This window comes from Runella sp. SP2, from assembly GCF_003711225.1.
In the GTDB taxonomy this organism is placed as follows: domain Bacteria; phylum Bacteroidota; class Bacteroidia; order Cytophagales; family Spirosomataceae; genus Runella.
Window position 1 is genome coordinate 300,893 of the sequence record NZ_CP031030.1, and the last position, 18,716, is coordinate 319,608.

Genomic DNA, 18,716 nt, shown 5'->3' on the forward strand with positions numbered 1-18,716 from the left:
ACATGCCCATAGGGTTGGGGTAGGGCACGGTGCATGTTGGGCAAGTAGCCCCCTCTCCGCACTATTCAACTTCTATTCTTTTGGGCCGTTCGGCGATGGCCTTGGTTTTATTTTCACAGTTTGCCCGTTGGCAATTACCATAAAAAATTAACGAGTGATGAAGTACGTTAAATTTAAGAAGTTCGCCCACCATGTTTTGAATATTTTGGACACGAGGGTCACAAAACTCCATTACTTGGTGGCAATCCATACAAATAAGGTGATCGTGTTGGCGAGAACCGTAAGCTTTTTCGTATTGGGCCAGATTTTTGCCAAACTGGTGTTTCGTTACCAAATCACAGTCAACGAGTACATCCAATGTATTATAAACAGTTGCCCTGCTTACCCGATACTTTTTGTTTTTCATCGAAATATAGAGCTCATCCACGTCGAAGTGGTCTTCGCGGGTGTATATTTCTTCCAATATCGCAAATCGCTCAGGGGTTTTGCGAAGCCCTTTGCGCTCTAAGTAGGCAGTCAGAATGCGCTTCGCAGCTTCTAAGTTTTCGTGCTTGGCCTGTGGCATGATTACAATAAGAAAATTTGAAAATTTGAAAATTTGAAAATGGCCCTTAATCTTCAAATTGGGTGCATTTGCAAATTTTCAAATTAGAGTGGCAAAAGTACTAATTTTCAATCAAACCGCGCTACTTTAAATACACCATCTACTTTTTCGATTTTGTGGATGAGTTGTTCTAAGTGCCGAGTGTCATAGACATACAGTTTGATGAGTCCTTCAAAGAGCCCCTCTTCGGTTTCTACCGAAATAGAACGAATATTAATGTGGAGCTCATTGGAAATAATCCGAGTCAAATCGTTGACCAATCCCACGCGGTCGGTGCCGTCGATGCGGAGTCCTGCCAAAAAAGCAATTTTTTGTTGTGACGTCCATTTTGCTTTAATAACGCGGTTGCCGTGGTTCGACAAAAGTTCGGGCGCATTGGGGCAGGTAGTTCGGTGAATTTTGATGCCTTCGTTGACCGTCACAAACCCAAATACGTCATCGCCAGGAATAGGGTTGCAGCATTGGGCCAAGATGTAGTCAATCTTGTCCATGTCTTCGCCAATGAGCAGCGCGTCGGCGTCGGTACGCTCGCCGTGCATTTTTTTGAGCTCTTTGGTAAACTGCTTGCCGTCTTGGAGGTCGTCGGTATTGATTTTGGCTTGTATATTCTGTTTTGCCTCTTTTTCCTGTTTAAATTTCTTGATTTCGTCAGGTTGAATATAGGCTTTTCCAAAACGGTAATACAGGTCGCTGGGGGTTTTACAGTTAAAATACGCCCTCAGCTGATTGATAAGCTCAAGGGTAACGTCAAGGTGTAAGATTTTACACTTTTTCTCAATAATACTACGGCCGTCGCTGATGTATTGTTTGTTTTCCTCCTTGATCAGTTCTTTAATACGAGCTTTTGCTTTGGAGGTAACGACAAACTTTAACCAGTCTTCGCTTGGTTTTTGACGTTTGGCGGTGATGATTTCCACTTGGTCGCCGTTGTTTAGTGGCTGACTAATGGGTACCAACGTATTATTAACTTTGGCTGCGATGCAGCGAGCTCCCACTTCCGAGTGAATGTCGAAGGCAAAGTCTAGGGCTGTAGCGCCGCGTTGTAGTACCCGAAGCTCCCCTTTTGGGGTAAAGACAAATACTTCCTCGGCAAACAAGTTGCTGCGGAAATCATCCAAAAACTCCAAGGCTGCCGATTTGCTGTCTTTGGTTGCTTCGAGCATTTCGCGGACTTGGTTAATCCACTGGTCGATTCCTTGCCCCGTGCGGGTATCGTTACCTTTGTATTTCCAGTGCGCGGCTACGCCCTTTTCGGCAATTTCGTCCATTCGTTTTGAACGAACTTGCACTTCCACCCACTGACCTTTGTCGGCTCCCTCGGGGCGGTACATAACCGTGATGTGCAACGACTCGTAGCCATTGGCACGGGGGGTGGCCAACCAATCCTTGAGGCGGTCGATGTTGGGCGTGTAGTGGTCAGTAACGATGGAGTAAGCGTGCCAGCAATCCGATTTTTCCGCCTTAATGTCCACCGAATTCATAATAATCCGTACGGCAAACAAATCGTAGATTTCTTCAAATGGCTTTTTTTGTTTCCTCATTTTGTTCCAAATCGAATAAATCGACTTGGGGCGTCCTTTAATGACAAAGTCGTAGCCTTGTTCTTTGAGGTCGATATCGATAGGTTCGATAAACTTATTAATAAACCTATCGCGAGCAGTTTTGGTAGCACGCAGTTTGTTCTTGATTTCCTCGTAACTTTCGGGCTCGGTATATTTGAGGTAGAGGTCTTCAAGGTCGGTTTTTATCGAGTGCAATCCCAAACGGTGGGCGAGTGGGGCATAGATAAAGATAGTCTCAGACGCAATTTTTAGCTGCTTGTCACGCGCCATGCTGTCGAGGGTGCGCATGTTGTGGAGGCGATCGGCGAGCTTAATCATAATAACCCGAATGTCATCCGAGAGCGTAAGGAGCATCTTGCGGAAGTTTTCGGCTTGTTGCGACGTGCCAAACTCAAACTGTCCCGAAATTTTGGTTAGGCCGTCGATGATTTGGGCAACCTTAGGGCCAAATTGATGTTCGATGTCTTTGAGGGTGTAGTCTGTGTCTTCTACTACATCGTGAAGCAACGCACATATAATAGAGGTAGTACCGAGGCCGATTTCCTCTACGCATATCTGGGCAACGGCAATGGGGTGGTAGATATACGGCTCCCCCGACTTGCGGCGCATGTCTTTATGTGCTTCTACTGATAAGTTGAATGCTTTCTTAATCAGTTTGGCATCGCCGTCTTTTAAGAAGGGTTTGGCGGCGCGTAATAGTTTTCGATACCTTTTGAGAATTTCTAAGCGCTCCAATTCCAAATCAATTTCTACTTCGATGGGCATGTTATTGGTGTTCGGTCATCCGAAATTTGTTGTACTCAATACGACTAAGGTAATAAATCGTTGTGTTTTTAACAAGTTTTTTATGGTTGTTGAAATTTTTTTTTGAGTTTTTTGCTGGCGTAAGTTGTTGATAAATAGTTGATAAGGGAGGGTTGATGTAAGTTTTCAATTTTAAGAAAGATAAAAAAAATAAAAAAAAGCTTGCATATTGTATTTACAAAAGGTAGTTTTGCATCCCCAAACACACACGCTGCGGGCGTGGTGAAATTGGTAGACATACCAGACTTAGGATCTGGCGCCGCAAGGCATGGGGGTTCGAGTCCCTCCGCCCGCACTATCTGGTTTCATAAATGAGTGATTTAGTGACTTAGTGATTTAGTGATTTCTTACCCACTTTTTCGCTAACCTAATTCACTCATTTTTTTTATAGCATATTTTCAAAATCCCCAATTCAGAAATTTAAACATATATCATGGAGGTTCTGTTAGAAAAAAGCACACCCACCAATGCCACGCTAACCATCAAATTAGCGAAAGAGGATTATCAACCAAAAGTAGATAAAACAATCAAAGATTATAGCAAGCGCGTAGCTTTGAAAGGTTTCCGTCCTGGAAAAGTACCTGCTACTGTAATCCAAAGAATGTACGGTAAAAGCATTGTTATCGACGAAGTGAATAACTTGCTTTCTGAAACCGTAAGTAACTATATCCGTGACAATAAACTTGCCGTAGTGGGCGACCCGCAAATTAACCGCGAAAAAACTGATGCGGTAAATTGGGACAAACAAACGGAATTTGAATTTAGCTACGAATTAGGTTTAGCCTCTGATTTTGAGGTAAATATTGGTGCATTGCCTGCGGTTTCTTCTTATACGATTGAGGCAGGAGAAAAGGAACTTAATGATACCATCGAAAACCTTCGTACGCAGTTCACAAGCCAAATCAACCCTGAAACGTCAGAAGCAGGTGATATGCTTTATGGTGAATTGAAGCAAGTCGGTGGTGAATTCTCTACTAAAACGGCGATTCCTTCAAAACAAATCAAAGAAGAAGCACAAGCGAAATTCGTTGGTTTGACCAAAGGAAGCGAAGTAACATTTGATATTCGTGATACGTTTGTGGACGACAAAGCGATTGCGCTCTTGACGGGTAAAAAAGAAGAAGAAATCGCTGAGTTTGCGGGTGAATTTTCTTTTGTAGTAGAAGACATCACGCGCCAAGCGCCTTCAGAAATCAATCAAGAGTTTTTTGATAAGGTGTTGGGCGTAGGTAAAGCCGAAGACGAAGAATCGTTCCGCTCGCAAGTGGCCGAAATCATCCAACGTAATTATGCACGTGAAGCAGATTCATTGTTGCGCCGTGACATCGACCAATTGTTGTTGGACAACATCCAAATCGACCTTCCAGAAGCGTTTTTGAAAGATTGGTTGTTCCAGTTGAACGAAGGTAAATTTACACTTGAGCAAATCGACGCTGACTATCCTCAGTTCACAAAATCGTTGAAGTTGTCGTTGATTAAGAACAAATTGGCCGAGCAAACCGAAATCAAAGTAGAACAATCAGAAGTGATTGCGCGCGCTGAGGACATGGTTCGTGAGCAATTTGGTATCTACGGTGATTCAATGGGAGACCAGATGGAAGAAACCATCCGCAAAATTGCGATGAACTACCTAACGACTGAAAAAGAGAACAACTACTCAAAGATGTTCAACTTGGTGTTTGACGACAAAGTGTTTGAGTACTTGAGCGGCCAAGTGGCAGTTGAGGCAAAAACAATTGACGTAGAGCAGTTCAAAGAAATTGTGAACGCGTTGAGCTAATCACATACATTTATTGCTTAGATTAGGAGGTCGCCACACAATGGCGGCTTCTTTTGTTTTCACTCATCGTCATGGAATCACTAACCGCACTTATTAAACATTTTTGGCCAACTGTTACCCCCGATTTTGAAGCGGCGCTTCAAGAGGCGGTTGTCAGGGAAGAAATTCCTAAAAAAACGGTGATTTTGCAAGAGGGGCAAGTGGCCAAAAAGATGTACTTTGTTGAAAAAGGTTGCCTAAGAGGGTATTATCTAAAAGAAGGAACGGAGGTAAACTCGTGGTTTATGAAAGAGGGCGATTTTGTCATTTCTATTGTCAGTTTTTATACCCAACACCCCTCCGAAGAACTGATTGAGACGCTCGAAGACTGTGTTTTGTGGTCTATTTCTTACCAGCGACTTCACCAGTTGTACCTCCAACATCCAGGATTTAACCAAGTCGGAAGGCTGCTGACAGAACGTTATTATGTGTTGAGCGAACAGCGCACCCAAAGTTTGCGAAAAAAAACAGCCGACGAGCGATACCGTCAGCTGATTACGTCGTTTCCAGATATTAGCAAGCGAATACCGCTCAAGTACATTGCTTCGTATTTGGGAATTACCTCCGAAACCCTGAGCCGCTTGAGGGCAAAGAAATGGTAAAATTGGGTTTTAGAATTGATTTATGCCTTCTTCACGAGCACAATCATTCCCGAAGCCCACGTCATTTTTACCAGCTGAAAACGTGGGTCATTTTCGAGGGTTTGGATGAGATTCGCTGCTTTTTTATCGTGGCCTTCGGGCCAGTTGGGCTGGGGCAACATGTCGTCAATGATATAAAAACCACCTTCCTTGACCAATGCCAGTGTTTCTTCCAAATGGTTGTATTTCCCAGGCCACGTATCGGCAAAAATGAGGTCAAACTGTCCGTGAGGAAGTTTTACAATCACCTCTTCACCCAAACTATGAATGAGCTGGAGCCTAGGGTCGGCGCCGAGGTGTTTTTGGGCAATGGCAATGAGGGCTTCGTCAGACTCTACCGAAATAAGGTGTGCGTCAGAGGTCATACCTTCGAGCATCCAACCCGTGGCGCGGCCAGCCCCTGTACCTAGTTCCAGAAATTTGCCTGCGGGTTTACTGGCAATAAGCGTACGAAGAAATGCCCCCGTAAGGTCATCGGAAGGTTGTCCAAAACTGATGGCTGCCGCATCGGCGTCAATGGCGTCTAAAATGGCGGGTTTTTGGGGGATGGGTAAGTTGGTCAACGTATGATTAGTTTTGATTGGTTTTGACGATTGTTAATTTTTGGACTAATTCGGCTTTACTGGTGTTTGGGATAGGAATACTTTGATGGAAGCCTCGTAAAAAAAGCGTGTTTTCGACGATTCGCTCTACATAATCGAGGTTAATTAAGTAGGAACGAGAGAGCCTAAAAAAATTGGGAGAAGCAAAATGGGACGAGATTCTGTTAAGGTTCATGCTAATCTCAAAAGGCTTTTGCTGCTCCACTAGAAAAACATTTACATAGGCTCCATCGGCCTCAATGACAACTACTTCGTGAGGGTTGATTTTTTGATAACCTTTGTTTATTACCGAAAAAAACAGTCCCGTTGGAGCGTAATTGGGTTGATTGTTTTTATGATTCAGCCAAACAATTTCAATCTGCATTCTTAGCTCGTCGGGGTCAAATGGCTTTAACAAGTAGGCCGATGGAAGCGTCTCTTTGGCACGGTCGAAGGTCGCTTTTTCAGAATTAGCGGTGAGGAAAATAAACGGGATGGGATGGATAGAACGGATTTTTTCGGCTGTAATGATACCATCCGCTGCCGAATTGGTAAGTTTAATGTCGATAATGGCTAAATCAGGCAAGTATTTTTTGACTGATGCGATGGCGGACTCATAGTTGCGAGGCGTATCCACGACAATGTGGCCTACGTCTTCCAGTGTTTCTTTGATGTCCAATGCCGTAATTGTTTGGTCTTCAACAACGAGAATCCTTAACGGCTGCATAACGAGTGGATAGGTTTGGGTTTTAACTTGGCAAATCTAAAAGAAAAAAAGGTAAAGCTACTGACCGTAAACTAAGAAATTAACCTTTAAAATTCATACTAAACTGATACCCTTTGGATGTATCTATTTGAAACTGGGCATAAAGTTGTTCGATTTGGGCTCTGACGAGTTTCATACCAAATGTTTTTTTGACGTTTTCTGAACAATGTGAATTGAGTCCATTGTCAGAAACGATGAGGTGTATTTCATCGTTAAGTCGTTTACATTCAATTAGTAACAACGGGTCTGATTGGGTTGGGTAGGCATATTTGCAGCAGTTCGTAATTAGTTCATTGAGAATTAAACCAAGTGGTATGGCTTTGTCAGCGTGTAAGTATATATTTTCAATGGTGAGTTTAGGAATAATGTGTGCGTAGCCAAAAGTTTTGTGAACTGCCTCGGTGATTTCTTTGATGAAAGCGGGTAAAAAAACGTGGGCGAGCTGCTCAGTATCGTAGAGCCTTCGGTGTAAAATGACCATCGACTGAATACGAAGTTGGCTATTAGTAATGGCCTGAATGGCGGTAGGGTCGGTCAGTTGTCTTGCCTGAAGACTGAGAAGGCTTGAGACGGTTTGTAAATTGTTTTTTACACGGTGGTTCTGTTCATGAACAAGTTCTTGGTTTTTGAGGCCAATGCGTTGATTTTTGCGATACAAATTGTAGAAAATAATACTCGCCACAGCCGTAACTGCCAATAAGACAAGGGCTAGTACAATGGAAATTTGTTGGCTTTTTTCGGTTTCAATTCGGCTGTTGATTTCTTGTTGTTGGAGTTGAATTTGTTTTTCTTTTTTCTCAGTTTCATAGACAATACTCAATTTACTCAATGCTCCTTGTCGGTCATCCATCAGTTCTTTGTATTCAATTTTATTGAGTTTTTCGGAATGTTCAAGGGCTTTTTTCCAATTTTGAGTTGCTTTATAGAGGTTGACAAGCTCCTGTTGGAATTTGGCCTGAATTTTCGCGTTGACATAAACCGTATCAATCATGTCTTCAATTTTTTGAGCCAATACTGTTGCTTGGTTGTATTTTTTGAAATGAATATAGGCTGATAAAAGGTTGACGGAGACTGAAATCACGCCTGAGCTTCTTTTAACTTTATTTGTAAAAAGAAAGCAACATGATTCAAAATAGCCAATTGCTTTAGGTGAGTTACGATCCATTAACAACTTTCCAAGTCCTTCATAGACTTCTGCCAATGCTTCATTATTGTTGCTTTTTTGGGCTATATCAAGGAGTTTTTGATAATAAAATTGCGCACTATCGAGCCTTGGTGAAGGGCGACGAGGATACTGGGGTGTTTGCCAGTTTTGTTTGTGAATTTCTGCCAAAGATTTGTAAGCTCGCATCAAGCCAACTGCTGATTGAATTTTCTTTGCGATGGCAAGAGATTTTCGGATGTGCTTGAGTGCATCTTCGTATTGTAAGGTACTTACGGCCATTTCACATAAGTAAAAATAAAGACGGCCTAGTTCGTAAGTTTCCCCTCGCTTCTCTTGAATCCTGAGTGATTTGGTGAAATAGGCGTGGGCATTTTGGTAATCTCCAGCCGCTGAAAAACTTTTAAAGTACTGATAATAGGCTTCGGCCAACAAAACAGTATCTTTTTTCTGAAGCGCTTCTTTTTCAATGGCAATGGCTTTACTATGATAAACAGGGTTGAGGGGGAGGGCTTGGCTTGGTAACTGTGCGAAGCAGACAACTGTCCCAAAAAGGAGCCAACAATAAATGAAGCCACTAAACAGGTTGTAAGTTAACATGAGGCAAATGTTGTGGGAATGCAGTTGCCAAAACTAAATAAAAAATAGTGGATTTTAAACGACAAAATTTCGGTCTATCTTTGTTTTAATAAAGCGAAGGACGATGCAAAAATATCCGATAGGAATCCAGAATTTTCAAGAGCTTATCACGGGGGGGTATCTCTATGTGGATAAAACAGCGTTAATTTACCGCTTGGTGAGTAGGGGGAAATATTACTTTCTATCGCGTCCTCGTCGCTTTGGGAAATCATTGCTGGTGAGTACGTTGCAGGCCTTGTACGAGGGCAAGAAGGAGTTATTTGAAGGCTTGTATATTGGGGATAAATGGGATTTTAGCCAGACAAATCCCACGCTTGTGATTTATTTTAACCAAATGAGTTTGCGTGATGTGGGTTTGGAACAATCGCTGATAACGACTTTGCGCAACGAAGCGCGCCGCCACGAGTTAGTACTAGAGAGTGAAGGGGTGGGCTTTATGTTTCAGGAGTTAATTGAGAAACTTCATATCAAGACGGGTCGTAAAGTGGTGGTGTTGGTGGATGAGTACGACAAGCCGATAGTGGATTATTTGGAGGAGTTGCCCATTGCGCATCAGAATCGTCAATTGTTAAAGTCATTTTATGGAATACTCAAACCTTCGGACGAGCATTTGGAGTTTGTGTTGTTGACGGGTGTAAGCAAATTCGCCAAGGTCAGTGTGTTTTCGGATTTGAATAATCTTAATGACATAAGTTTAGATGATGATTACGCTAATTTGGTAGGGATTAGCCAACCTGAATTGGAAGCTAGTTTTGAGGAAGAGATTAGTGTTTTGGCGGCAAAACAAGAAATTACTAGAGAAGCGTTTCTGGAAAAAGTAAAAGCGTGGTACAATGGGTATTCTTGGAACGGGACGGATAGGGTTTATAATCCTTTTTCATTATTAAATTTCTTTTCAAAGCGGGGCGCTTTTCAAAATTACTGGTTCAGTACAGGCACACCTACGTGGTTAATTGGACTGTTGCGTAAGCAAGGAATTTATCAGATTGAAGGGCAAGAGGTTTCTGAAATTAGTTTAGATACCTTTGATATTGAACGGTTAGAAGTCTATCCTATCTTATTCCAAACGGGCTATTTGACGATACGTTCGGGGGAAGATGGGATTTACGTGTTGGATTATCCTAACCAAGAAGTGAAGCAATCGTTTTTGCAATATTTGCTGCAAAGCTATCGCCAAGGTTCATTGGGTGAGGGGTTACCTTTGGTAGTACACCTTCGGAATGCTTTGCAAAACAATGACTTAGCGAAGGCAATGGAAGTGATAGATACAGTATTTTCGTCGTTGCCATATGATTTGTGGCAAAATGAGAATGAGCGTTTCTACCACGCACTTATCCATTTGACGTTTACCTTATTGGGCGTATATGTACAGTCGGAAGTTCATACTTCACGGGGTCGTTGTGATGCGTTGGTACAAACGCAGCGTTACGTGTATGCGTTTGAATTTAAGTTAGACAAAACGTCATCGGAGGCGTTGGAGCAAGTAAAGACAAAAGGATATTTGGCACCCTACAAATCACTGGGGAAAGAATTGGTGGCAGTGGGCGTGAATTTTTCGACGGCCACGAAGTCGGTTGAAAGCTGGGACGTAGCTGTTTTGAATTGATTCTCTGATAAAAATTTCTGTCTATCTTTGTTTAAAGAAAGCGAGAAACGATGCAAAAATATCCGATAGGAATTCAGAATTTTCAGAAACTCCGTGAGGGAGGGTTTGTTTATATTGACAAAACGGTCTCCATTCATCGTCTGACGCAACAAGCAGGTTTTTACTTTCTATCGCGTCCTCGTCGCTTTGGAAAATCATTGTTGGTGAGTACGTTGCAGGCCTTGTACGAGGGCAAGAAGGAGTTATTTGAAGGCTTGTATATTGGGGATAAATGGGATTTTAGCCAGACGAACCCTACACTTGTGATTTATTTTAACCAAATGAGTTTGCGTGATGTGGGTTTGGAACAATCGCTGATAACGACGTTGCGCAACGAAGCGCGCCGCCACGCGTTAGTACTAGAGAGTGAAGGGGTGGGCTTTATGTTTCAGGAGTTAATTGAGAAACTTCATATCAAGACGGGTCGCAAGGTGGTGGTGTTGGTGGATGAGTATGACAAGCCGATAGTAGATTATTTGGAGGAATTGCCCATTGCGCATCAGAATCGTCAATTGTTAAAGTCATTTTATGGGATACTTAAACCTTCGGATGAACATTTGGAGTTTGTGTTGTTGACGGGCGTGAGCAAGTTTGCGAAAGTCAGTGTGTTTTCTGATTTGAATAACCTGCGAGACCTTACCCTCAATCCACAGTTTTCGGATTTGGTTGGTATCAATCAAGAAGAACTTGTTTTGAATTTTAAGGCAGAAATTTCAGACTTAGCCAGTGAAAGAGGGATTACGGAGGAGGTATTTTTAGAGCAAATCAAGCATTGGTATAACGGCTATTCATGGGGAGGCAAGGCCAGTGTTTATAACCCATTTTCGTTGCTTAATTTTTTTGCTGACAATGGTAGCTTCCAAAATTACTGGTTCAGTACAGGGACGCCTACGTGGTTAATTGGACTGTTGCGTAAGCAAGGAATTTATCAGATTGAAGGGCAAGAGGTTTCTGAAATTAGTTTAGATACCTTTGATATTGAACAGTTAGAAGTCTATCCTATCTTATTCCAAACGGGCTATTTGACGATACGGTCAAAAGAAGATGGGATTTATGTGTTGGATTATCCTAACCAAGAAGTGAAGCAATCGTTTTTGCAATATTTGCTGCAAAGCTATCGCCAAGGTTCATTGGGTGAGGGGTTACCTTTGGTAGTACACCTTCGGAATGCTTTGCAAAACAATGACTTAGCGAAGGCAATGGAAGTGATAGATACAGTATTTTCGTCGTTGCCATATGATTTGTGGCAAAATGAGAATGAGCGTTTTTACCACGCACTCATCCATTTGACGTTTACCTTATTGGGCGTATATGTACAGTCGGAAGTTCATACTTCACGGGGTCGTTGTGATGCGTTGGTGCAAACACAACTTTACGTGTATGCGTTTGAATTTAAGTTAGACAAAACTTCTTTGGAGGCGTTGGAGCAAGTAAAGACAAAAGGATATTTGGCACCCTACAAATCACTGGGGAAAGAATTGGTGGCAGTGGGCGTGAATTTTTCGACAAAAATGAAATCAGTAGAAAGCTGGCTAATAGAGGTTATCAACGACTAAACCAGCTACGAAGCACAACTTTCTACGCTAAATTCGAGTAAAATGAGCCGTTATTTAGCCTGAGCGTATTGACTTAAATCAGGGCGTTTAAAGTCCGTGAAAATGCTTTCAGGAAGCTGATCAAATACCATAATATCGGTCAGGTCGCGGTCGCCACGCTCGCCCGAAAGTAAAATTTTTCCGTGTTTTTTGTAATCGGTCCACGGGCGGATGAAGCCAGGTTTTTCGGCGTCAAATTTGGGATAATACGCCCATTGCCACACCAAATGATTGGCTTTGTTGACCCAAACCTTGTACTTATTATCAGGCGTGTTCCCTACGTTTTTGAACGTCAATTGAATCACATCGGCATCGGCTCCGTCTTGTGTTTTTTCTTCCCCAAGGTATTTTAAAGTAACACCCGAATCTTTGAGTTTGAAGGGCATGGTAAGCCAGTAGCCGTCATTAATCCAAGCACCTTTCCCTTGTTTTAAATACTTCGCCAATGAGTCAGCGTGGGTTTGTTCTTGTCCGTATTTGAAAATCCGTCCTTTGCCGTCGTTGATGTTTAATAAAATGGTTTGGTCATTATTGACATTGTCAACGCGGACGTTCCCTGTCCATTTGTCCCAAATCAATTTTCGGTTTCCGAAGAAGTTCCAGGCAATAAAACGGGTTTTGTCCCAATTTTTGCGCCCGCCCATTGCATCCATCGCTTTATCGGCAAGTTCAATGGCTTTGGGGTCGGAGCCTGCTTGGTCAAATCCTGCGGCGGCAGGGTTTTTCTGGGCAAAAATTGCGCCTGCGAAAAGAAGATAAACAAGCGTACTAGTAGAAAAAAAATGCTTCATATATGTGGTTTTTAGGGTTAAAATTCGCAAAAAGTAGGCATCTACTGTCCTAATTGATGTCAATCAGGAAGATAACTGATTTTTGTCATACATTTTTCAGTTTTATAGAGAGAATTTTACATCGTTCAATTCAACCACACACAACGATGAGAGCAATATTAGTTCCGATAGATTTTTCCGAAAATTCACAACGAGCGTTGGAGTTTGCGCAGGAAATAGCCGAACGTTACGACGCAGGTATATCATTGGTTCACGCCTTTCATCCGCCCGTTGTGGATCCCAACCTGCCTGCTGAAACGCTCGTAGCGTTGGCCGAACAAACCGAAAAACTCAACCAAGAGACCCTCTTGAAGTGGGAGAACGATTGTAGAGCGGATGGTTTTGCGTGCCAAAGTAAACTCGTTTATGGAGCTGCCTCAGAAGTGGTTTTGGAAGAAATCAAAACCCAAAAGCCGATTTTAGTGGTGATGGGGAGAACAGGAAAAGGGGGGTGGATGGATAAAATAATTGGGAGTGTAGCGGCGGGAGTGGCAGGAAAAGCAAGTTGTCCTGTGTTGGTTTTACCGCCACAAACAGAAATTCGTACGATTCGGAAAATTGTGTATGCGACCGAACTCGAACGCCCCGAAGAAAATGCGCTTGGATTTGCATTCAATCTTGCCGAACACTTTAAAGCGGAGCTTGATTTAGTGAAAGTAAGAGCACCTTTTGAAGTGGATGTGTTTAACGATGAGGAGTTTGTGCAAGACATTGCGGCGGTTTTGGGTACTAAAAAGTACACTTTGCAGGTCGTAGAAGCTGATTCAGTCGTGGGTGGGCTTCAAAAATATGCGGATGAACAACACGCGGATCTGATCGTAATGGCTACCCGTAAGCGGGATTGGTTATCGGGCATTATTAATCCGAGCGTGTCGAAAAAAATGGTACTCGCTACGCACATTCCCGTGCTTGTGTGTCATTTAGAAATTGTAGAGACATTAGAAGTATAGTGCTGAAAATAGCACTCAAACTATAAAAATCTTGCGAGAATGGGTTGTTTATAGCACACCTAGGGTCGGTTTGACCCTAGGTGTCTTTGTTTTTAGAAGTCGCCTGTGTAAAATGGACTAACGACATAATGGCTAGAGTCGCGCTGCAAGCGATTGGAGGCGCGTTCTATCCAAACAACGTAATCCGTTTCCCCATGCTTTCGGTTTGAGATGCCCAATAATTGCTCCTGAGCGCGGCGTTTGTGTGCATACACCACAGCCACTTGACGGATGTGTACTTTCTGAATTTCTTCCTTGCTTACCTCTTTTCCATCTACAAATAAGGTGATGTTTTCGTGGTATTTTGGATAGACGTCTAAGTATTTGTCGGGACGCACGTACACCATCGTCCCCTGTCGTTTGAAAAAACTTGCTTCCAATAACTGATTCATGTTGCCCGACCAAGTTCTTTCCATTTTTTTGCGATATTCGGCGGGATAGGTTTGAGTCCCTCTGATTTTATCTTTGAAAGAAATGTCAAATAGAGATTGCTTAAATGCGCTGTTGTAGGTAAATAAACCTTCTTGCGCTAGGACTTGAGAAAGCGAATTGGGGTAGTCAGACGGGTGAATGTCGGGATAGCAACCCACTTCTGGGTCGTAACAAAAATCAAAAAAGGCCATTTTATATCCTTCTGATGTCTTGTCTCTTCGCTTGACAACTTTCATGGCTTCGCTGCCGTAGTCACCCAAAATTACGTTTTTAATGTCCGAAATGCGTCCTTCCGCGTCACGTTCTACTCCTTGAAGTTCAAAAGCAACGCCGTGTTTTTTTAGTGTTTTTTGAATGGCAGCGAGGTCTTTATCGGTGGCATAAGGAGTGATAACACCGTACAGTTTTCCTTTTTTAGCCACCAAATAACGGGTTCCAAACTCTGGTGGGCTCAACGACGTAAGTTGGGCGGGAGAGTAAGACTGCAAACACATTAAAATAATGCCCATTGCCACAACAAACGAAGCATATCGCCAGCTGCTTCGCCAAGTGGAAGCTCGGTTCATCATCGAAATCCGACTTTTGAGCAGCGATTGATTGAAGTGGTTGGTAAACGTAAAGTGTTCGGGGGAGGTGAAGGTTTTCATGGCAGTATGGGTGATTGATTCGTGAAAATGGCAAACGTTCGCTTAATGATTGGAGGGTTTTCGTCGTCGTGCCAAGCATAACAATGCACGGCGTATAAGTCATTGATTGTCAGTTTTTCGGCATCTTCGAGGGTAGAGGTTTGGTTGTCGATGATAAAAAGAGCGTCTCGGTAAAAACTTTCAATGCGTAAATGTTTTTCGGACGAAAAGTAAATTTGGTTACGTGCGCCTGTTTGGCATAAATAACTGAGTCCGCTTTCCTTAAACTCGGACAAACTCATTTTTTTATGATTCGCAGGGTCTTTTCTGCGTTCTTGGTATTCACGTTTGAAGTGCTCGTAACGGTGTGCATGAAACCAATCGTAAACTTCATTTTCGTCTTTTTGAGCAAGGTCAGCGAGAGAGGAAACGGCTGTGTAGGAACGGCCTGCGCTACAAAAATTTCTTGCGATTTCTATGTAGCCACCCGTGGGCGCAATTGGTTTTTTAGCATCATCAATCCTGCTTTGGCATTGGCTTTTTTTATCATTGTGGGTCCAGATAGTTTCCAGATTAATGGCAGTGATAAAATGGCTGATTGGGTCAAATTTGATTTGGTTAACCGAAAAACTCCACCCAATTTTTCGAAACTCGTCTTGAATATTGGCTAAATCCTGCAACGTACATTTGTGCGTAAGAACCCAGTAAAGCCGATTGTTTTGAAATACAACGTAAGGCGTTTTAGACAATAAGGTGTCCGAAAGAGTGATTGAAGCCGTTTTCGCTACCGCAAGGGGAGCAGGGGCTAGTTTAAAATCATTGAAATGGACGCTTGGAGGCGCTTGCGGCGGAATTAAAACGGCCTTCAACTCAGGTACTTTCTGAACAATTATCTTTTGAACCTCCTCCCGATAGGGCTTCGTAAACGCCGCACATACCCAAATCGACGCAATAAACAGCCCGTACTTACCAAAGGCTTTCCAGCTAGATTTACGTTTGTTCATCATCGTAATCCGACTTTTGAGCAGCGATTGATTGAAGTGGTTGGTAAACGTAAAGTGTTCGGGAGAGGTGAAGGTTTTCATGGATTTAGGGGTTCGGTAAAAATCAAAATATAATGCTGCCTCAAGAGTTTATTTTCTTGCCAAGTTTCTTTAAAAATGGCCGAGTAAAAGTCTTTAATGTGTATTTTTTCTACCTCCTCAAGTGTTGACGGATTACCATTTAATAAAATAATATCGTTACGTCGTGGTTTGGCAATGCTGAGAAAATCGTTTTCTGTTAGATTGAGATAATTAGATTGTTTTACAAGGGAATTTTGAGGAGTTGGCTTGGCTAATTTTAGTAAGGTCTCTTTTGTGATTGACGTGCTTCCTCCTGGGCCTAAACTGTCGCTTGTTTTTATTTCCAAATAGCTGATTCTGTTTTTTTGCCGTAGTACCTGAGCTAATTGGTCGTCTTTTTGGGCTAGTACCTTTAATTCATCTGGCATTTTTTGACTATCAAGAGTACCACAACTTTTTTGGGTTAAAGAAACATAGCCTCCATGTGAACTTACGGGTTTGTCGTAATTGTCAGGGATAAACGATTTATAACCACAACCATTCCCTTTTGCCTCAACTGAAATAATGAATGAATTAAGTGGGTCTAACTGGAAGCCTGATACTTCAAAAGTTTGGTTATGTTTGACAAACTCTTTTTTCATATCCACCAAATCTTCCATTGTTGTTTTAGGGGTAATTAGCCAATAAAGTGCATCATTTTTATAAATGATATATTTTGTTGCCGAAATGTATTTTTGAGTATCGGTATTGGTAACAACGGGGTTCTGAATGTCTGAAAATGATGTCGAGTCCAAAGAGGAGCGGACAGGAGCTTCAAAAATAAAATCATTGAAGATAGTTTCATGCTTCGTTTTTGGAGTTAGAACTGCTTCCAATTCAGGGACTTGCTCAACGATTTGAGCTGCGACTTTTGCTCGATACGGCTTCGTAAACGCCGCGCATACCCAAATCGACGTAATAAACAGCCCGTATTTACCAACCGCTTTCCAGTTGGATTTACGTTTGTTCATCATTGCAATCCGACTTTTGAGTAGCGATTGATTGAAGTGGTTGGTAAACGTAAAATGTTCGGGGGAGGTGAAGGTTTTCATGGATTTACAGTTTGGTGTAAACAACAAAGTACGTATCGTTTATTTTTCCAAGAGCGTCGGTAACTTCGTACTTCTCAGCTCTTAAAAACCGCTCAGGCGATAACTTTTCAATTTGTTCAATGCTGACTTTTTTGCCATTGAGTCTAAAATGAGCGCTTCGGTAAGGCTCTTTGACGGAAAGAGTGATGCGGTCGGTGTTTTTAGTAGTAGTAAAGGCTTGGTAAGCAGTCATTGACCCTTCGTAATGCAACGACTGTGGAAGAAAAATATGCGTAGGTTTGAAATAGTCACCTCCACGTTTGAATCTTGCGATTACGTCAGGCTTTGTGTTTATTTCCAACGCTTCAAATTTGGCAATATCGTCCTCCTCGCGCGAAAGTGCCTGTTGGGTAGGGTCAATACAACAATCACCGTATCCCCACTTGTTGCCAAAATTAGAAACGGGAACGGTCAACTGAATGGGTTTCATGGGCATAAAGGTGGTGTCTGTACCTTGTGAAATCAGTGTGGACATTTTCCCAGCAAAAGGAGTAACCTCCACCGAAAGTTTACGCAAGAAACGCCCTGATGAATCCGTAATCCATTGAATGATTTTTAAATCTTTCCCCAGTTGTTTGAATTCTTGTTGGATTTCAACCATATCGGAGAGCGTAGTCTTGGACGTTATCAGCACTTGAATTTCATTCTTCTCACTGTACTTCACGTACTTTTTGTTGGTTAATTTTAGGCCACTTTCTATTTGCCCATCTTTTGGTGGTTCTGTTGACGTTTTTTGATACACCCTGATTTCTCCCAAATCAACCTCCACCGTTTTTGGGGTAGGCTTGCCTTTTTTGTCATCTTTGGGAGAAGGCATCAGACTACTTAGTTGCGGCAAATTTGTGATGATTTGGGAGGCAACCTCCTCCCGATAAGGCTTCGTAAACGCCGCGCATACCCAAATCGACGCAATAAACAGCCCATACTTACCGAAGGCTTTCCAGTTAGATTTACGTTTGTTCATCATGGCTATTCTGTTTTTTAGTAAAGATTGGTTGAAGTGGTTGGCGAAGGTTTGTTGAGAGGTATTGAGGGTACTTCGTAACAAATGAAATTGATACGATTTCTTTTCAACACCCGTGTCAAGCACGGCGCGGTCGGTGATGTATTCGAGGGTTTCTTGCACCAAACGCTGGTGCCACCACGCAAAAGGATTGAACCAAAAAACACACTTTAGCAGCTCCGAACTGAGCATATCGAGGCTGTGGTACTGCTGAGCGTGAATGCACTCGTGTGTCCACACCTGTTCCCATTCGTCGGTGGTGTGTTGGTGGGGGTTGTAAAAAATCCAGTGAAAAAATGAAAAAGGGGCTGTAAGGGTTGGGTTTTCGACCAATACCACGCTGTAATCCGTAGCATAAAGCGTGCTTTTTTGCTTGAGCCGCCAAAGGGAAGCCAATTGTAGCAAAAATTTTGCCCCTAACAGCCCCACACCCAGCCAATAGACCAACGCAATCCAAGAAAAGAGTGTCCATGTCTTTTGAGGGGGAGCGACAGGATTGGCTACCTTAGACTGGCTTTCTTCCTTGTACGTTGGTGCAGCAACGCGAGGCGACTTTTGAACGTTTGGAAGGAGCTGCTTTGGCGCTTTTTCCTTGCTCCAAGAAGCGGCTTGGCTGACAATTTGGGCGGGGGCATCGGGTACCCATTCCCAATCGGGGACGGGGACGATGGGTAAAATCAAGGTCGCGGCCACGTTGATCCACAGCAACCATCGATTCACCTGCAAAAAAGTTTCGCGTTTGACGAGCCAAGCGTAAGCGCCTGTCAAAATTGCCATCACCAAACTGGCTTTCAGCAAATAGGAGAGAAGGTCGAAATTCACGG

General features: G+C 42.8%; 15 protein-coding genes and 1 tRNA gene. 6 read left to right on the plus strand and 10 right to left on the minus strand.

The window, feature by feature from the left end:
* Window positions 1-61 precede the first annotated feature (61 nt).
* Both DTQ70_RS01235 and DTQ70_RS01240 read right to left on the minus strand, forming a co-directional pair.
* A complete protein-coding gene (locus tag DTQ70_RS01235; protein ID WP_037302452.1) occupies window positions 62-565 on the minus strand; it encodes a Fur family transcriptional regulator in 504 nt (167 codons plus the stop codon).
* A 107-nt stretch (window positions 566-672) separates the two neighbouring features.
* Window positions 673-2,931, minus strand: coding sequence for a bifunctional (p)ppGpp synthetase/guanosine-3',5'-bis(diphosphate) 3'-pyrophosphohydrolase (locus DTQ70_RS01240; RefSeq protein WP_122929120.1), 2,259 nt, complete (start codon window positions 2,929-2,931; stop codon window positions 673-675).
* A gap of 252 nt (window positions 2,932-3,183) precedes the next feature.
* On the opposite strand from DTQ70_RS01240, the gene DTQ70_RS01245 reads away from it, so the two are divergent.
* From DTQ70_RS01245 to DTQ70_RS01255, 3 genes are all read left to right on the plus strand, one after another.
* Window positions 3,184-3,265: transfer RNA gene (locus tag DTQ70_RS01245), tRNA-Leu, on the plus strand.
* 138 nt (window positions 3,266-3,403) lie between these two features.
* Window positions 3,404-4,750, plus strand: coding sequence for a trigger factor (gene tig, locus DTQ70_RS01250; RefSeq protein WP_122929121.1), 1,347 nt, complete (start codon window positions 3,404-3,406; stop codon window positions 4,748-4,750).
* 71 nt (window positions 4,751-4,821) lie between these two features.
* Entirely contained in the window at window positions 4,822-5,391 is a 570-nt protein-coding gene (locus DTQ70_RS01255) for a Crp/Fnr family transcriptional regulator (protein WP_122929122.1), read from the plus strand.
* A 20-nt stretch (window positions 5,392-5,411) separates the two neighbouring features.
* On the opposite strand, the gene DTQ70_RS01260 is transcribed toward DTQ70_RS01255, so the two are convergent.
* From DTQ70_RS01260 to DTQ70_RS01270, 3 genes are all read right to left on the minus strand, one after another.
* Window positions 5,412-5,993, minus strand: coding sequence for an O-methyltransferase (locus DTQ70_RS01260; protein ID WP_122929123.1), 582 nt, complete (start codon window positions 5,991-5,993; stop codon window positions 5,412-5,414).
* 7 nt (window positions 5,994-6,000) lie between these two features.
* Window positions 6,001-6,738 (minus strand): response regulator, encoded by a 738-nt coding sequence (locus tag DTQ70_RS01265; RefSeq protein WP_122929124.1) that lies wholly within the window; start codon window positions 6,736-6,738, stop codon window positions 6,001-6,003.
* Between the two features lie 79 nt (window positions 6,739-6,817).
* Window positions 6,818-8,539, minus strand: coding sequence for a histidine kinase dimerization/phosphoacceptor domain -containing protein (locus DTQ70_RS01270; RefSeq protein ID WP_122929125.1), 1,722 nt, complete (start codon window positions 8,537-8,539; stop codon window positions 6,818-6,820).
* A gap of 103 nt (window positions 8,540-8,642) precedes the next feature.
* Between DTQ70_RS01270 and DTQ70_RS01275 the strand changes: the two genes are divergently transcribed.
* Window positions 8,643-10,184, plus strand: coding sequence for an ATP-binding protein (locus DTQ70_RS01275; protein ID WP_122929126.1), 1,542 nt, complete (start codon window positions 8,643-8,645; stop codon window positions 10,182-10,184).
* A 50-nt stretch (window positions 10,185-10,234) separates the two neighbouring features.
* A complete protein-coding gene (locus tag DTQ70_RS01280) occupies window positions 10,235-11,779 on the plus strand; it encodes an ATP-binding protein (protein WP_122929127.1) in 1,545 nt (514 codons plus the stop codon).
* Window positions 11,780-11,829: 50 nt separating this feature from the next.
* On the opposite strand, the gene DTQ70_RS01285 is transcribed toward DTQ70_RS01280, so the two are convergent.
* Window positions 11,830-12,609, minus strand: a complete 780-nt coding sequence (locus DTQ70_RS01285) for a hypothetical protein (RefSeq protein ID WP_122929128.1) — start codon at window positions 12,607-12,609, stop codon at window positions 11,830-11,832.
* 146 nt (window positions 12,610-12,755) lie between these two features.
* Between DTQ70_RS01285 and DTQ70_RS01290 the strand changes: the two genes are divergently transcribed.
* Window positions 12,756-13,598, plus strand: coding sequence for a universal stress protein (locus DTQ70_RS01290; protein ID WP_164489800.1), 843 nt, complete (start codon window positions 12,756-12,758; stop codon window positions 13,596-13,598).
* A 92-nt stretch (window positions 13,599-13,690) separates the two neighbouring features.
* On the opposite strand, the gene DTQ70_RS01295 is transcribed toward DTQ70_RS01290, so the two are convergent.
* The 4 genes from DTQ70_RS01295 to DTQ70_RS01310 are packed head-to-tail and all read right to left on the minus strand — an operon-like array spanning window position 13,691 to window position 18,714.
* Window positions 13,691-14,716: a hypothetical protein gene (locus tag DTQ70_RS01295; RefSeq protein ID WP_122929130.1), complete on the minus strand. Its 1,026-nt coding sequence runs from the start codon at window positions 14,714-14,716 to the stop codon at window positions 13,691-13,693.
* A complete protein-coding gene (locus DTQ70_RS01300) occupies window positions 14,713-15,780 on the minus strand; it encodes a hypothetical protein (protein WP_122929131.1) in 1,068 nt (355 codons plus the stop codon). The genes DTQ70_RS01295 and DTQ70_RS01300 overlap by 4 nt, the downstream gene beginning before the upstream one ends.
* Window positions 15,777-16,850, minus strand: a complete 1,074-nt coding sequence (locus DTQ70_RS01305) for a hypothetical protein (protein ID WP_122929132.1) — start codon at window positions 16,848-16,850, stop codon at window positions 15,777-15,779. The genes DTQ70_RS01300 and DTQ70_RS01305 overlap by 4 nt, the downstream gene beginning before the upstream one ends.
* Before the next feature lie 4 nt (window positions 16,851-16,854).
* Window positions 16,855-18,714, minus strand: coding sequence for a M56 family metallopeptidase (locus tag DTQ70_RS01310; protein ID WP_122929133.1), 1,860 nt, complete (start codon window positions 18,712-18,714; stop codon window positions 16,855-16,857).
* Window positions 18,715-18,716 lie beyond the last annotated feature (2 nt).

Coding starts and splice junctions, on each gene's coding strand:
- DTQ70_RS01300 (WP_122929131.1), bottom strand. CDS start 15,780: ATGAAAACCTTCACCTCTCCCGAACACTTTACGTTTACCAACCACTTC.
- DTQ70_RS01285 (WP_122929128.1), bottom strand. CDS start 12,609: ATGAAGCATTTTTTTTCTACTAGTACGCTTGTTTATCTTCTTTTCGCA.
- DTQ70_RS01255 (WP_122929122.1), top strand. CDS start 4,822: ATGGAATCACTAACCGCACTTATTAAACATTTTTGGCCAACTGTTACC.
- tig (WP_122929121.1), top strand. CDS start 3,404: ATGGAGGTTCTGTTAGAAAAAAGCACACCCACCAATGCCACGCTAACC.
- DTQ70_RS01265 (WP_122929124.1), bottom strand. CDS start 6,738: ATGCAGCCGTTAAGGATTCTCGTTGTTGAAGACCAAACAATTACGGCA.
- DTQ70_RS01240 (WP_122929120.1), bottom strand. CDS start 2,931: ATGCCCATCGAAGTAGAAATTGATTTGGAATTGGAGCGCTTAGAAATT.
- DTQ70_RS01280 (WP_122929127.1), top strand. CDS start 10,235: ATGCAAAAATATCCGATAGGAATTCAGAATTTTCAGAAACTCCGTGAG.
- DTQ70_RS01270 (WP_122929125.1), bottom strand. CDS start 8,539: ATGTTAACTTACAACCTGTTTAGTGGCTTCATTTATTGTTGGCTCCTT.
- DTQ70_RS01295 (WP_122929130.1), bottom strand. CDS start 14,716: ATGAAAACCTTCACCTCCCCCGAACACTTTACGTTTACCAACCACTTC.
- DTQ70_RS01235 (WP_037302452.1), bottom strand. CDS start 565: ATGCCACAGGCCAAGCACGAAAACTTAGAAGCTGCGAAGCGCATTCTG.
- DTQ70_RS01290 (WP_164489800.1), top strand. CDS start 12,756: ATGAGAGCAATATTAGTTCCGATAGATTTTTCCGAAAATTCACAACGA.
- DTQ70_RS01305 (WP_122929132.1), bottom strand. CDS start 16,850: ATGAAAACCTTCACCTCCCCCGAACATTTTACGTTTACCAACCACTTC.
- DTQ70_RS01275 (WP_122929126.1), top strand. CDS start 8,643: ATGCAAAAATATCCGATAGGAATCCAGAATTTTCAAGAGCTTATCACG.